12 protein-coding genes and 3 pseudogenes are annotated in these 14,245 nt (G+C 33.1%); all 15 read right to left on the reverse strand.

Annotated features, from left to right (window positions below; genetic code table 11):
• Positions 1 to 10: 10 nt before the first annotated feature.
• The 15 genes and pseudogenes from ABLV95_RS05165 to ABLV95_RS05235 all read right to left on the reverse strand — a co-directional run bounded on the left by ABLV95_RS05165 (position 11) and on the right by ABLV95_RS05235 (position 14,067).
• Positions 11 to 982, reverse strand: coding sequence for a biotin--[acetyl-CoA-carboxylase] ligase (locus ABLV95_RS05165; protein WP_460872659.1), 972 nt, complete (start codon positions 980 to 982; stop codon positions 11 to 13).
• Positions 969 to 2,174, reverse strand: coding sequence for a CCA tRNA nucleotidyltransferase (locus tag ABLV95_RS05170; RefSeq protein WP_460876560.1), 1,206 nt, complete (start codon positions 2,172 to 2,174; stop codon positions 969 to 971). Before ABLV95_RS05170 ends, ABLV95_RS05165 begins: the two co-directional genes overlap by 14 nt.
• Positions 2,167 to 3,315, reverse strand: a complete 1,149-nt coding sequence (bshA, locus tag ABLV95_RS05175) for an N-acetyl-alpha-D-glucosaminyl L-malate synthase BshA (RefSeq protein WP_460872660.1) — start codon at positions 3,313 to 3,315, stop codon at positions 2,167 to 2,169. Before bshA ends, ABLV95_RS05170 begins: the two co-directional genes overlap by 8 nt.
• Positions 3,316 to 3,347: 32 nt before the next feature.
• Entirely contained in the window at positions 3,348 to 3,665 is a 318-nt protein-coding gene (locus ABLV95_RS05180) for a nucleotide pyrophosphohydrolase (protein WP_285323470.1), read from the reverse strand.
• A gap of 374 nt (positions 3,666 to 4,039) precedes the next feature.
• Positions 4,040 to 4,736: pseudogene (locus ABLV95_RS05185) on the reverse strand (zinc metallopeptidase).
• A gap of 37 nt (positions 4,737 to 4,773) precedes the next feature.
• Positions 4,774 to 5,375: pseudogene (locus tag ABLV95_RS05190) on the reverse strand (DUF1405 domain-containing protein).
• Positions 5,376 to 5,379: 4 nt separating this feature from the next.
• Positions 5,380 to 5,940: a YpiB family protein gene (locus ABLV95_RS05195; RefSeq protein ID WP_427704415.1), complete on the reverse strand. Its 561-nt coding sequence runs from the start codon at positions 5,938 to 5,940 to the stop codon at positions 5,380 to 5,382.
• 18 nt (positions 5,941 to 5,958) lie between these two features.
• The gene (locus ABLV95_RS05200; RefSeq protein ID WP_046465367.1) at positions 5,959 to 7,206 is read right to left on the reverse strand and encodes a tetratricopeptide repeat protein; all 1,248 of its coding nucleotides are present in this window, start codon (positions 7,204 to 7,206) and stop codon (positions 5,959 to 5,961) included.
• Between the two features lie 4 nt (positions 7,207 to 7,210).
• Positions 7,211 to 8,509 carry a 3-phosphoshikimate 1-carboxyvinyltransferase gene (gene aroA / locus ABLV95_RS05205; RefSeq protein WP_427704414.1) on the reverse strand — a complete coding sequence of 433 codons (1,299 nt, stop codon included), beginning with the start codon at positions 8,507 to 8,509 and terminating at the stop codon, positions 7,211 to 7,213.
• 9 nt (positions 8,510 to 8,518) lie between these two features.
• Positions 8,519 to 9,586: a 3-dehydroquinate synthase gene (gene aroB / locus ABLV95_RS05210; RefSeq protein ID WP_460876561.1), complete on the reverse strand. Its 1,068-nt coding sequence runs from the start codon at positions 9,584 to 9,586 to the stop codon at positions 8,519 to 8,521.
• A gap of 38 nt (positions 9,587 to 9,624) precedes the next feature.
• The gene (gene aroC / locus ABLV95_RS05215; protein ID WP_460872661.1) at positions 9,625 to 10,791 is read right to left on the reverse strand and encodes a chorismate synthase; all 1,167 of its coding nucleotides are present in this window, start codon (positions 10,789 to 10,791) and stop codon (positions 9,625 to 9,627) included.
• A 430-nt stretch (positions 10,792 to 11,221) separates the two neighbouring features.
• Positions 11,222 to 11,671, reverse strand: a complete 450-nt coding sequence (gene ndk, locus ABLV95_RS05220) for a nucleoside-diphosphate kinase (RefSeq protein WP_069815587.1) — start codon at positions 11,669 to 11,671, stop codon at positions 11,222 to 11,224.
• 140 nt (positions 11,672 to 11,811) lie between these two features.
• Positions 11,812 to 12,763, reverse strand: a pseudogene (locus ABLV95_RS05225) (polyprenyl synthetase family protein).
• 26 nt (positions 12,764 to 12,789) lie between these two features.
• Entirely contained in the window at positions 12,790 to 13,491 is a 702-nt protein-coding gene (locus ABLV95_RS05230; protein ID WP_460876562.1) for a demethylmenaquinone methyltransferase, read from the reverse strand.
• A 6-nt stretch (positions 13,492 to 13,497) separates the two neighbouring features.
• On the reverse strand, positions 13,498 to 14,067 hold the full coding sequence (locus ABLV95_RS05235; RefSeq protein ID WP_285323195.1) for a heptaprenyl pyrophosphate synthase subunit A: 570 nt from the start codon (positions 14,065 to 14,067) through the stop codon (positions 13,498 to 13,500).
• Between the last annotated feature and the right edge of the window lie 178 nt (positions 14,068 to 14,245).

The following is a 14,245-nucleotide window of genomic DNA, read 5'->3' on the forward strand; positions in this document are numbered from 1 at the left end:
TTCAACGAGGTTAAAATTCTATATCCGCACTGATTAAACGATGTTGATTGTTTGCTTCATCCAAAACAAGTAAAAACCCATCTTCATCAATATCAACTGCTTCTCCGTGGAATTGTCTACCATTTTCTGTAAATCTTAATGTTTTGTTCCAAATATTCGAGGCTACTATGTATTCTTCTCGAATAGTTGAAAATGGTTCTGTAAGAAATTGTTTATATCGGTATTCAATATTACTTACAAGTGATTGTAAAAAATAGTAACGATTAATTTTTTCGTCAGCATGAATGCGGACACTTGTGGCTTTTTGTTGCAGTTCTTCACTAAAATCTTCTTGTAAGTGATTCATATTAATACCAATGCCACAAATTACCGCTTCAATACCATCACTATTCGCAACCATTTCTGTCAAAAAGCCACAAACTTTTTGTTTATTTATATAAATATCATTTGGCCATTTAATGGTAACCGGATCGATACTGAACTGTTGTATCGCATCTCTTATTCCTAGAGCCATAAATAAATTGAATTTTGTTATCATTTCAAAAGGTACATCAGGGCGTAGCACAATCGACATCCACAAGCCTTTTCCTTTGGAGGATGACCAAGGTCTATTGAATCGACCTTTACCTTGTGTTTGTTCATCACTTAAAATAAGAAACGTATTTGTATTACCTACTAATTTTTGCTTAGCCAATAATTGAGTTGAATTAATACTTTCCAATATTTCAACTTGATCAAATACATTTTGTGCTTTTAGCATTGGTAGGACAATGCCACTATACCATTTATCAGGTAATTGGATTAAGCGATGCCCTTTATGATTCACTGAATCAATCTGACATCCTTCCGACTTAAGTTGATCTATTACTTTCTTTACGGCTGTACGTGAAATACTTAATTGTTCTGCTATAAACTGACCCGATATATAATCAGGTTGGTGTTGATACAATATTTGAACAACATCTTTACTATATTTGGACATGTGTTTTCACCCACTTTAGCAGTTCTGGTTTAAAGTTTTTGACCTCATCTGATATGATGGCACATTCAACCTGACGTAATATGGATTTAAGCCATGCGCCACTCGGTTTATCTAATGCTTGTAATATATCTTTGCCATCTATATCCATTTCTTTTCTTGAGGAAATCGGTAATTTTTGGCTAACTTCATTGATGGAAGCGACGTTAAAAATAAATGGAGATACCTTCATAATATTGTTGTCATTGAGCATGCGTTCATAACTTAATACTTGTAGTATATCTTCTTTGCCATAATCATAAACAAATAACTTCAAATTTTGTTTGCTTTGGATTTCTGGCATTTGTTGTAACATACGTTCGAGTCTGGTGATATATTTCTTTTCATTGTTGCTAATTTTCAAATCCGAGAGCTGTGTGTCAACATCAGGTTGTTGTGCTTTTAAGAATGCAATTAACATTGATAATGATATTGGTTCTTCTAATATGAATTTTGATAAGTCAAAACGGTTAAAAAATGGTATATAATTAAATGCATTAAAATACTTTAAATTATTGAAACTTTGAGCCACATATTGACCTAATGTTAATTTTTTAAGTTCAATTACGATACGTTCAATAGATAAATGCGCAATATCTGCTATATGGGCATGCATACCATTAAATGTGGCTTTCTCTAACGTAAAGCCAAGTTGTGATTGAAAGCGCAATCCTCTAATAATTCGTAACGTATCTTCGTTAAATCGTTCTGTTGGATTGCCAACTGTCTTGATTAATCGCTGTTCTATATCTTTTAGACCATCAAAGTAATCATGGATTTGATAATTCACATCCATAGCAATGGCATTCATTGTAAAATCTCTTCGTTTTACGTCTTCGTATAAGTCTCTTACGAAAAAGACTTCATTAGGTCTGCGATGATCATCATATTCCCCTTCTGCACGAAAGGTTGTCACTTCATATTGATCGCCATTATAGACGACATTAATCGTACCATGCTCCCTACCAATAGGAATGGTCTTATCAAATACTGCTTCAATTTCATCTGGTGTGGCACTAGTCGTAATATCGATATCATGAATTGGTTTTTGCATTAAGTAATCTCTAACTGCGCCACCAACATAAAATGCTTGGTAATGATGTTTTTGTAAAGTTTCTAAAATCGGCTTTGCCGCTTCGAATAATGTTTTAGTCATTGTTACCCTCTAACATTTTTTTGTAGTAATACTCATATTGATCTGCAATTAAGTCAGACGAAAAGCGTTCTGAGACATCTGCTAGCATGCGTGTTTGCATTGTTTTATAAAGCTTTGCATCTGTGAGTAATTTTAAGGCATACTGGCTTGCGCTTGTACTATCACCTACATCAACTAAAAAACCGGTATCTTCATGTTTAATGACTTCTTTAATTCCACCGACCGTAGAACCAATTGGCACTACTCCGGATTTCATTGCTTCAAGTAGTGTTAGGCCAAAACTTTCTTTTTCACTTAGTAGTAAGACTAAGTCTGAAATTTGATAAAATTCACTAACCCAATTTTGTTTTCCTAAAAAAAGAACTTCATCTTCAATATTTAGATCACGTGCTTTTTGTTTCATATCCATTAATTCTGGACCATCGCCTAATAATAATAATTTTGATGGCATAGATTTATGTACTTTTGCAAATGTATCGATAATAGTATCGATACGTTTTACGCTTCTGAAGTTTGAAACATGAATTAAAACCTTCTCTTCTGGTTTAATACCATAACAAGCTTTTAATTGTTCATTTTCTTCAGTTTGTACATCAGGTTTTGTTGGGAATTCATTTTCTCGAACAAAATTATATATTGGAACAATTTCTTTATCTGTCTCAATAATATCATTAGTTTGTTTCGCAAGTGACTGGCTTACACTCGTCACAATATCACTTTCTTCTATACCAAACTTAATTGCATTTTTTAAAGAATGATCATAACCTAGAACAGTTATATCAGTCCCGTGCAATGTAGTCATAATTTTAATGTCCTTTTTGGACATATGTTTTGCTAAGATACCACAAACTGCATGAGGCACTGCATAGTGCATATGTAACAAATCTAAATCATACTCATTGATAACCTCAGCAATTTTAGTACTTAAAGTTATGTCATAAGGAGCATACTGGAAAACAGCATACTGATTGACTTCAACTTGGTGAAATGTGATATTTGGTAATGGTTTTCGTATTCTAAAAGGTATATTAGATGTAATAAAATGGATGTCATGCCCTCGTTCAACAAGCTTTATGCCTAATTCAGTGGCGATGATTCCAGAACCACCCATAGATGGGTAACAAGTAATGCCTATTTTCATAAGGTGGGACACCCTTTCTATTTCAAATTAATTTATTTGCGTTCAAAACGATCTTTATCACGAGTATTAAATTTATTCATTGTTTCATCAAAGCTTTCTGTCATATCAATATCTAAAGAATTGGCAATACATAATAAAACGAATAAATTATCGCCTAGTTCTGCTTTAATTGTATTTTCGGCTTCTGTCTCTTTTTTCTTTTTCTCACCGTGGTAGTGATTAATCTCTCTTGCCAGTTCACCAACCTCTTCAGTTAATCGCGCAAGATTAGCTAAGGGAGAGAAATACCCTGTTTTAAATTGACCAATATAGTCGTCCACTTCAGTTTGCATATTTTTCATAGTCTTCATCATATACGCCTCACATTCTAACGGTTTCTTATATAGTATAGACTAATTTTAGGCTTCATGCATTATTCCCGCAATAGTTAACCGTTATATTATTTACTATTTGACTATGATCTTTTTAATTTGTTTATTTCATTATTACACGTAATTAAGTAGTGCATGCTTCTTTTTTAAAATAGGTAAATTAATGTTTTTGCTTTGATGTGTTTTTAATGTGAGATTTAACTTTGTAATGAGCGGAATGTCTTTTAAATAAAAAATGGGAGCGAGACATAAATCTAATTTTTGTAATAAGATTTCACCGTCTCACTTCGGCAAAGGTGACTATAAAAAATGAGGTTGAGACATGTAATTATGTCTCAACCTCATTTATATTATTATTCACTTGATCTAGCAATAAGAATAAATCTTGCAAGTTCTGCTAATGCAACTGCAGTTGATGCAACGTAAGTCATTGCTGCTGCTGTAAGTACTTTTTTAGCATGGCGGTGTTCTTTTTCATTAACAATGTCTAAGCTTTTTATTTGTTTCATCGCTCTACTACTTGCGTTAAATTCAACTGGTAGTGTAACGATTGAGAATAATACTGCAAGAGACATGAACGCAATACCAATCCATAATGCTGTAGAACCTAAAGTGCTTTGCATAGTAGTTAAAATAATACCCGCAAATACTGCTAAGTAACCAATTGAACTACCTACGTTAGCCAGTGGTACTAAAGATGTTCTGAATCTTAAGAAGAAATAACCTTCTGCGTGTTGTATCGCATGTCCAACTTCGTGAGCTGCGATTGCTGTACCGAGCAACTGAAGGTCTACTGAAGTTAGCTGGTGATAACACAAGGACTTTCTTTTTAGGATCATAATGATCTGTTAAGAACCCTTTTCCTTCGACGACATCTACATCATAAATGCCATTTGCATGAAGTATTTCTATAGCAACTTCTTGACCAGTCTTACCACTTGTCGATCTTACTTGTGAATACTTTTCATAATTAGACTTAACTTTGTGTTGCGCCCATAAAGGCAATACCATTAGAATAACAAAGTATATAATCATATAGATAAAAGACAAAAATCCTCACTCCTTTATAAACATTTTACTGTGAACGTTAATGATGGTCAAATATTTTATCCTTTTTAAATCGAGTTAAATTTAAATATAGCACTAAAGGTATGACACTTAACCAAAACGCGAGATAAGCAACACCTTCAATATGGCTAGCAATAAAATCATAGTAAGGATATTGCATAAATACATAATCAATAATGTCATTATGGAATACCCATATCACAGCAATAGTAAAAGCGGTATAGTGATTTTAAACCTTGGATAAAAGAAAAATGCCTCTATAGCCATTATACCGTGAGAAAGGATAAGCATACAGCCAATGATTGTAACCGAGTCATATTGGATAAACATAATAATGTTCATAATAACAGCCCATACACCGTATTTTATCAACGATACAAAAGCCAAAGCTTCTATAATTGGTAAGTTCTTACCTGCGATGAGTCCAATGAGTGCAATACATAAAAATAATGAAGCTGTTGGACTATCTGGCACAAACGGTACGAACTGCCAACTGGACACGCTCAGTTGACTGCCATACCATATATAACCATATATCGTGCCTAATAAATTACAAATAAGCAGAAAGTAAAGTACACCTTTATTATAAATGAGTAAATGCCATAAATATTTTATATTCATAAGGTCAATCCTTCATTGTTTTATTTACATTTCTTAACTCAAAAGTATTAAGGATTTGAGTTAATTGATAAAACAGTGCTTTATCATGCAATTGTAAACTTAAATCAATATTATCTTGTAAATGTGTGATTATAGAGGACTCGCTTTGTTTTGATAGTGGGATACTATAGATGTCTTGCATATACATAGCATAGTATGGTGAATGTAACAATTGCATTAATAATAATTCATCTAAACGAGATTCTCTTGATAGTGTTTTACTAAAATGCAGTTTGATATCAAAAGACACAGCATCGTTTGCTACATAATTGAAGATTTCGTCACTATTAATCAACTGTTGATTTTTAAGTGTAAACCTAATACCTTGTTGATCAGTATCTTCCATAGCAATTTCCAATATATGATGTTCGGAAATGAGTTCATCCACAAAATGGATTTGTTGCAATAACTCAGGTGAAGACTTAATTAAGTTTAATACCCACACACTAATCCTAGATTTAAACTGATATTGAAAAAGCAGATATTCAATGAAATTAGCTTTCACTTGTTGTAGGGTATTGCTCATCTTAATCACCTTCCTTGACTAGAAAGATAATAATCTTTCTGCTTCATCATGCCATGTTTCATTGCTTGGATCTAATTCAAGTAATTGATTTAGCATTGCTTTTGCTTGTTCAATTTGTCCGATTTCAACTAGATAGAAATAATAATCACTTAGAAACGCAGATTGCGTGTGCAATGTTGGATATGCTAATTCAAAGAAATGTTGTGCTTCTTTGTCACGTTCCTCTTGTCCTAATGCAAATGCTAAATGCCACATAAAGACGGGATCTAAATCTTCTTCGTCAACATATTTCAATAATGCTATAAGTGCCTCGTAGTCTTCTTCCTGTCTATATAAATCACTTAGGATTAAAAGTGGTTCTTGATAAGCATTATCAACTTCTAAGGCTTGCAGTAATAATTGTACACCTTCATTAGCATCGCCATGTTCAATTGCTATACTGCCTGTTGATACCATCAACTCTTTATAAAATTGACTTAATCTCAAGCCTTCTTTACCAATTTCAATGGCTTCTGCATGGTTATGTTCATTTTCATAAAGTTGTTGCAGATAAAAATAGCCTTGTAAGAAGTCTGGATCTTTAGATAATAGTGTTTGAACTAAATTAATCGCTTCTTGAGAGAGCTCATTTTTTTCATAAGCAATCGCTTTTTTAAAGTAATCTTCAGATACCATTTCTTCTTCATTAATTTCATCGAACATTTTAATCGCATCACTGTAGTTTCCACTTTGCAAACTACAGTCTGCTAAGCGAGAAAATAAATTTGTGCCATTCACTTGATATTCGCCTGTTTCAAGCACAGTTTCGTATTCAGAAACTGCACGTAGGTATTGTCCGTCAAAATACAATAATTCAGCAAGTGCATAGTGTATGATTGGATCATTTGGTTCTATATCTATGGCGTCAACCAATTTATCTATCGCAACTTCTAACATATTTAATTGTTGATATAAATCAGCTTCTAACATTAAACGTTCAGTTGATAACTCAACTTGGTTTAAATATTCTAAAGCTTCATCAGTTTGATTCTCAGCCATTAAACCTTCGATGAAGTAAATAAGCAATTCACTTTCATCAGGATATTTATGGTATAACGTACGGAATACTTCAAGCCCTTGAGGCATTAAACCGTAATTATATAACGTTTCACCAAGTATAAAAAGTGCATCGTCCTTTGGAGAACTTAATGCTTCATTCACACGAGTGTCTAAGTTATCTAATTTTTGTAAGTTGATATCGTCTATGAGTTTATAGATATCTTCCATACTTTTATCCCTCTTTTTCTAATTGTTTTAACTTCGTTAAGAAACCTGGGAAAGAAACATTTACAGCATCGAATTGATTAATAGTTAACGATTCATCTGTTAATAATGATGCAATTGCAAGCATCATACCTATACGATGATCAGTAAAACTATCGACTGTTGCTGTTTGCTTTAAAGTAGAAGGATGAATAACCATACCATCACTTGTTGGTTGTAACATAAATCCTAATAAATTTAGCATATTCGCAGTTGTATCAATACGATTTGTTTCTTTAACTTTCAATTCTTCTGCATCTTTTACAATACTTGTACCTTCAGCTTGTGAACATAGTAATGCTACAATTGGGATTTCGTCAATTGCTCTTGGTACTAAATCGCCATTAATTTGGATTGGCTTCATATCAGGAGAATATTGTATGCGAATTGAAGCAGTTGGTTCTGGACCATCTGTTTGGTTGAATAGCGTAATGTTCCCTTCCATTTGTTTCACGATATCTATAATACCTGAACGTGTTGGGTTTACGCCAACATTGTGAATTGTAATATCACTGTCTTTTGTTATCAAGCCCGCCACTATAAAATATGCTGCTGAAGAAATATCGCCTGGCACATGGAAATCTACGGGGTGAATGTGTTCGATCCCTCGTTTTGGCATTTCTATCGTTTTCCTATCAGTAGTAACAGGAATATGGAAATGTTGGAACATCGTTTCTGTATGATTACGTGTTGTGCCTAGTTCTTTAACAGTTGTCGCCTCTTCTGCAAACAAACTTGCGAATAAAATTGCACTTTTTACTTGTGCACTCGCAACTTCCATCTGATAAGACATGCCATTAATTTGTGCTGGTTTAATGATTAGCGGTGTGTAATTATTATCCACGCCTGTTATATTAGCGTTCATTAAGCTTAAAGGTTTCATAATTCTGTCCATCGGTCTTTTACCAATAGATTCATCACCTGATATAACAGTTTCAATACCTAAACCACTTAACAGACCGGCGACCAAACGTGTCGTTGTACCAGAATTACCTGTATACAGTACTTGATGAGGCGTTTTGAAGTGTTTATAACCAGGCGAATTAATTTCTATTTTATCTTCGCCAACAGTAATTTCAACACCTAATTGCTGGAAAATTTCCACTGTATTCAGACAATCTTCACCAAGAAGCGGTTTATATATTGTAGAGGAGCCAGATGCAAGAGAACCTAACATAATGGCTCTATGTGTCATTGATTTATCTCCTGGCACTTCTATTTCACCAATCAATGGTCCGTTAATGTCAATTGTTTTACTGTTTGTCAAAAAATCCACCTACTTTTTAAAATATGTTAGGAAATCTGTGAATGCATGTAGAAGTGTTGGCTTATCTATGTGTTTTACCACAGGATTGCCAATGCCATCCAATAATACCATTTGGACGCCTTGTTGATCATTTTTCTTATCTTTTAACATGAGCTGATATAAGGCTTCAAACTCAAATTCATTAATGATATCTAATGGATAATTTAATGAAACTAAATAATTAATATAATGAGATATATCAAAATCTCTATTTAAGACTTTATTAGCAACAATAAATTGATAAATAATGCCTATCATCACTGCATGGCCATGAGGAATTTTAAAATTGTATTCAACTGCATGTCCAAATGTGTGACCTAAATTTAAAAATTTACGGACATTGGATTCTTTTTCATCTTTGACGATAATATTTAATTTCGTTTGGATACCTTTAAATAAATAATATTCAATTTCATTTAACGAAGCGAGTGTCGGCTGATCAGGGTATTGTGTTTCAATATTTTGCACAGCTTCCATGTCACTCAATAAGGCGTGTTTATAAACTTCTGCATACCCACTTAAAATTTCTCCATAAGGTAAAGTTGTTAGAAAGTTCAAATCATAAATGACAGCATTAGGTCTATAAAAGGCACCTATTAAATTCTTACCATGTTTAGAATTAATACCTACCTTGCCTCCTACACTTGAATCATGTGCAAGAATTGTCGTTGGTACTTGAATAAAATCTACGCCTCTTAATAAGGTTGCGGCAAGGAATCCTGTGAAATCGCCGGTAGCGCCACCGCCAACTGCGATTAAACAAGTGTCACGCGTCAATTGTTTACTGAGTAATACTTCAATCGTTTCTTCATAAAAGGCTAACGATTTGGTCGCTTCACCAGAAGGGATGATAAGTTTATGTGCGCCATATTCAGAAGTGATAAAATCTATCGTTTCATTCCAATTATTATTTACCGTTTCATCAACTACCAACACAACATCTTTATAATCATTAATATATTGATGTAATTGATCTAATGCATGGTGTTCTACAATAATTGGATAGTTATTGGATGTATAAGTAGTTTCTAATTTCATATGCTCACCTAGTTACTTCATAAATTTTAAATTGCTACTTAGTATTCTATATTTAATAAACGACGTTCGTCTATTTGTGATTTTAATTGCTCTATATGATTACTTTGGAATTCTTCAAGTAATGCTTTTGCAATTTCAAATGCTACGACATTCTCAACTACAACACTTGCTGCAGGTACAGCACAACTGTCGGAACGCTCAATAGAAGCTTTAAATGATTCTTTTGTATTAATATCAACGGAGTTTAGTGGCTTGTAAAGTGTTGGGATGGGTTTCATTACACCATTAACCACAATAGGCATACCATTAGACATACCACCTTCAAAGCCACCTAAGTGATTGGAACCTCTGTAGTAACCATTCGAAGTATCATACAAGATTTCATCTTGAATTTCACTGCCTGGTTTCTCAGCTGCTTTAAAACCTTCACCAAAGCTTACACCTTTAAATGCATTAATACTTACAACGCCTTGAGCAATTCTACCGTCAAGTTTACGATCGTAATGTACATAGCTACCAATACCTACTGGTAAGCCTTCAACAATTGTTTGGACTACACCGCCGATTGTATCACCTGCTTTTTTAGCTGAGTCAATTTTATCGCGAATTTCTTGAGCTATCTCATCATTTACAACGCGAACATCATTTTTATCGATATTAGCTTTAATTGTTTCAAGATCATATTCAATATCATCTTTGATGCCACCAATTTCAACCACTCTACTATAAAAATTAATATCTAATTGTTTTAACAAAATTTTAGAAACTGCACCAACTGCAACACGTGCGGCAGTTTCTCTTGCTGAAGAACGTTCTAACACGTTTCTTAAGTCTCTATGATTGTATTTCATACCACCAATTAAATCAGCGTGGCCAGGACGTGGTTTGGTAATTACACGTTTCATATTGTCTTGATCTTCTTCACTAATTGGATCAGCGCCCATAATTTTCTTCCAATGTGTGAAGTCATCATTTGTAACAATCAATGTAATTGGACTACCTAAAGTATATCCATTACGCACTCCTGAAACAATTTCAACTGCATCCTTTTCAATTTGCATGCGACGACCTCTTCCGTAGCCACCTTGTCGTTTAAACATTTCTTCATTAATATCTGCTACGTTGATTTCTAGATTTGTTGGTACACCTTCAATAATTACAGTTAACTGTGGTCCATGTGATTCACCAGAAGTTAAATATCTCATACTTTTCCCACTCCGTTCCTTTAGTACTTTAAATTATAATATTCTCTATATCTTATCACATTCAATTGTTCAAATTAACAGAAAAATTTACAAATATTGAATCTTATGAAAACTTCCATGTTTTAAGTGTAACATTTGAATATTTTTTATAGTAAGAACTTTAGATTTTATATAGAAACATTATCATTTTCCAATATTATTTATTACTTAGGGTGGAAAAGAAAGTAAAGGTTAAAATTTGATTTCGTTCTCTCCATCTATAAGGTTATTTAGATATCAGAAGGCTATTTTATACTCTATACTCACTTTAGTGTTTCACTAAATGGTAGACGTAAAATATAAAAAGCTAACTGAATTAATTAAATTTCAGTTAGCTTTTTATATTTTAAAAATTCATCATTATGAAGCCTATTATTTATTGAAGTTAATATTATTCGTATAACCATGCTTCACGTGATCCAGTATAATCACTTAATTCTTCAGCTTTAAACCAAAGGTTAATTTCTTTTTTAGCTGAGTCTACTGAGTCTGAACCATGAATAATGTTTCTACCTACAGTTAAACCTAAGTCTCCTCTAATTGTGCCTGGTGTAGCTTCAGACGGATTAGTTTTACCTATAATATGACGCGAAATATTTACGGCATCTTCACCTTCAACTACCATAGCGAATACTGGTGCAGAAGTGATGAAGTCAATCAATTTGTTATAGAACGGTTTATCTGTGTGTTCTGCATAATGTTCTTCTGCAAGTGACTGTGGTACAGTCATAAATTTACCGCCTACAAGTTTTAGTCCTTTTCGTTCAATACGAGAAATGATTTCTCCTACCAAATTGCGTTGTACCGCGTCTGGTTTAATCATTAGAAATGTTCTTTCCATAATGTGTGAATCCCCCTGTTTGTTATGTATCAATTGTACAGTAATAATGTACATGACTATGTATCAATAAAATATTATGTTTTGAGATACATTAATATATTAACAGGTAATTAAAGCGCTTTCAATGCTTTTCATGTAACTTATAAATTTCTTTTTCCAACTTTTTTAATTAATTTCTTAAACAAGGGCTTAGCGACTTCGCTTTCCAATTGATCAAGTAGGTTTAAGGCTTTATCTAAATATTTATCACTAATTACTTGTGATTGTTGTATAACATCAGATGATTGAATACGTTGAATACAGTAGTCAAACGTTTCTTGATCTGAGTCTGGAGTAAGTTGTTGTATCTGCGCTTTGAATTCTGGGTGCTTTCTCATTTCTAATAATACGGGTAAAGTGATATGACCATTCATCAAATCACTACCAACTGGTTTTCCTAATTTTTTCTGTACTTGTAAAATCCAGGATGTCATCCACAATTTGAAAACTCATGCCAATATAATGGCCAATCATTTTTAAGTTGTGAACTGTTTTCAGATCGGCACCAGAAGCAATCGCACCTACTTCAGTAGATAATTGTATTAGTAATGCTGTTTTGCGATTAATTCTACGCAAATAACTCGTGATTGTTTGATAACCATTAAATTGGTCTTGGAATTGAAATAGCTCCCCCATACATACTTCAACGATTGCATTTGAAATCACCGAATGAATACGGTTATCTTCAATGTTTGAAATATGTTCAAGTGCTGATGCAAGTAAAAAATTACCGGCAAGAATAGCAGTATTTTGATCCCATTTTTTAGCTATAGTTAAGCTTCCTCGACGTTTATCACTCTTATCTACGACGTCATCGTGAACTAAAGTTGCCATATGGATTAATTCAAGCGCAACAGCTACACGATAAACATCCTCATTCATTTCTTTACCAAATTGGCTACTTAAAATTACAAAGGCAGGTCTAACGCGTTTACCACCTGAAGAAAACAAATGATAAGAAGCATCTTCTAGTACTTTATCATTGCTTATAAGAGATTGTTCTAATCGCTTTTCGATTTTCTTTATTTCACTATTCATGTTTAACTTTGACACGTTAATCACCTTTGGTTGATTCATTTTTATTTATAGCCAAGGTGCATCGTCGCAACGCCACCTGTAAAGCTACGTATTTTTATGTTACTGAAACCCGCTTGACCAAACAGACGTTTTAATTTTTCTTTATCTGGAAAATCAAAAGTAGATTGTTGCAACCATTCATACTCATCTTTAGATTTTGCAAAAACTTTACCGAAAATAGGCATTATAAATTTAAAATAAAGTTTATAACCTTGTTTGAATATTGGTGTTGTAGGTTGGCTAGTTTCTAAACAGACGACCATACCACCTGGTTTAAGCACTCTGTATAATTCTTTAAGTGTAGCTAGATAATCAGGTACATTACGTAAACCAAACCCAATAGTTACATAATCAAATTCATTGTCTTCAAATGGTAGATTCATTGCATCACCATGTACAAGTTGTATATTATGCATATCTTGTGTTTTACCTTTGCCGACTTCGAGCATGTTTTCACTGAAATCTACACCAATGACTTCACCTGTAGGTCCTACAGCCTTACTGAGTGAAATAGACCAATCAGCAGTACCACAACATACGTCTAAAGCTTTACTACCAGGTTTAACGTTCATTTCTTTCATAACACGTTTTCTCCAAGTCTTATGTTGCTCAAAGCTAATAATATTATTTAGGCGATCGTACTTGCCAGAAATATTTTGAAAAACGTCATGTACTTGTTCTTTTTTTGCTTTATTATCTGCCATATTTAATTACCTCTTTTTTGAATGTATTTCAGACTTTATTTCACCTAAAAATGTTATTAATTCATCTTTAGAAAATTTACTTAAATAAGAAGGATGCTTTTCAGCTAAGTTCGCTAATAATTTATCATTGATTGATTCAAGATTGGCATCAGGAGCAAAATGTTGAATTGTAATACGTGGAAATAGGTTTTCAACTTTTAATATATATTGACTGATGTGCTCTTTAGTAAGTGCATCGTGATGTATGGATGACTTCATTTCATTCACTTCAACGATTGCCGCACTTATTTCTTTTTGATAAGTTGGAGCGTTTAACTTTGCTAATAATGTATAAAAATGTGCGCTCAATAAGTCACCAATTAAAATAGACTTTTTAGACGATAACGTTGTAGAAACTTCGTCTAAATGACGCATCGCAGTATCTATTGTGAGGCAAGCTAATCTAGCTTCTTCAGGAATATCATATGAATCGAGAATTTGCGCTAAGTTTTCATCAATAGCTATAGATTCATAATAATGTATACCTTTAAGTCGATGTACAATTTGTTTTTCTAATATGCTTAATGTCGTTTCCATGTTCACACCTCACGTTATTATCCATATACATATTAACATTATATAGAGAAAAATAAAATCAACGATAGTTAAAGCGGTAAATATTTATGTATGATGTATTTGTACAAATACATTTTCAGTGTAATGAAACGTTTAATTTTTCTGATTTATGTATGTATAATTTAATTTATATTAAGCG

The organism is Staphylococcus sp. Mo2-1, assembly GCF_046721385.1.
GTDB lineage: Bacteria > Bacillota > Bacilli > Staphylococcales > Staphylococcaceae > Staphylococcus > Staphylococcus equorum_A.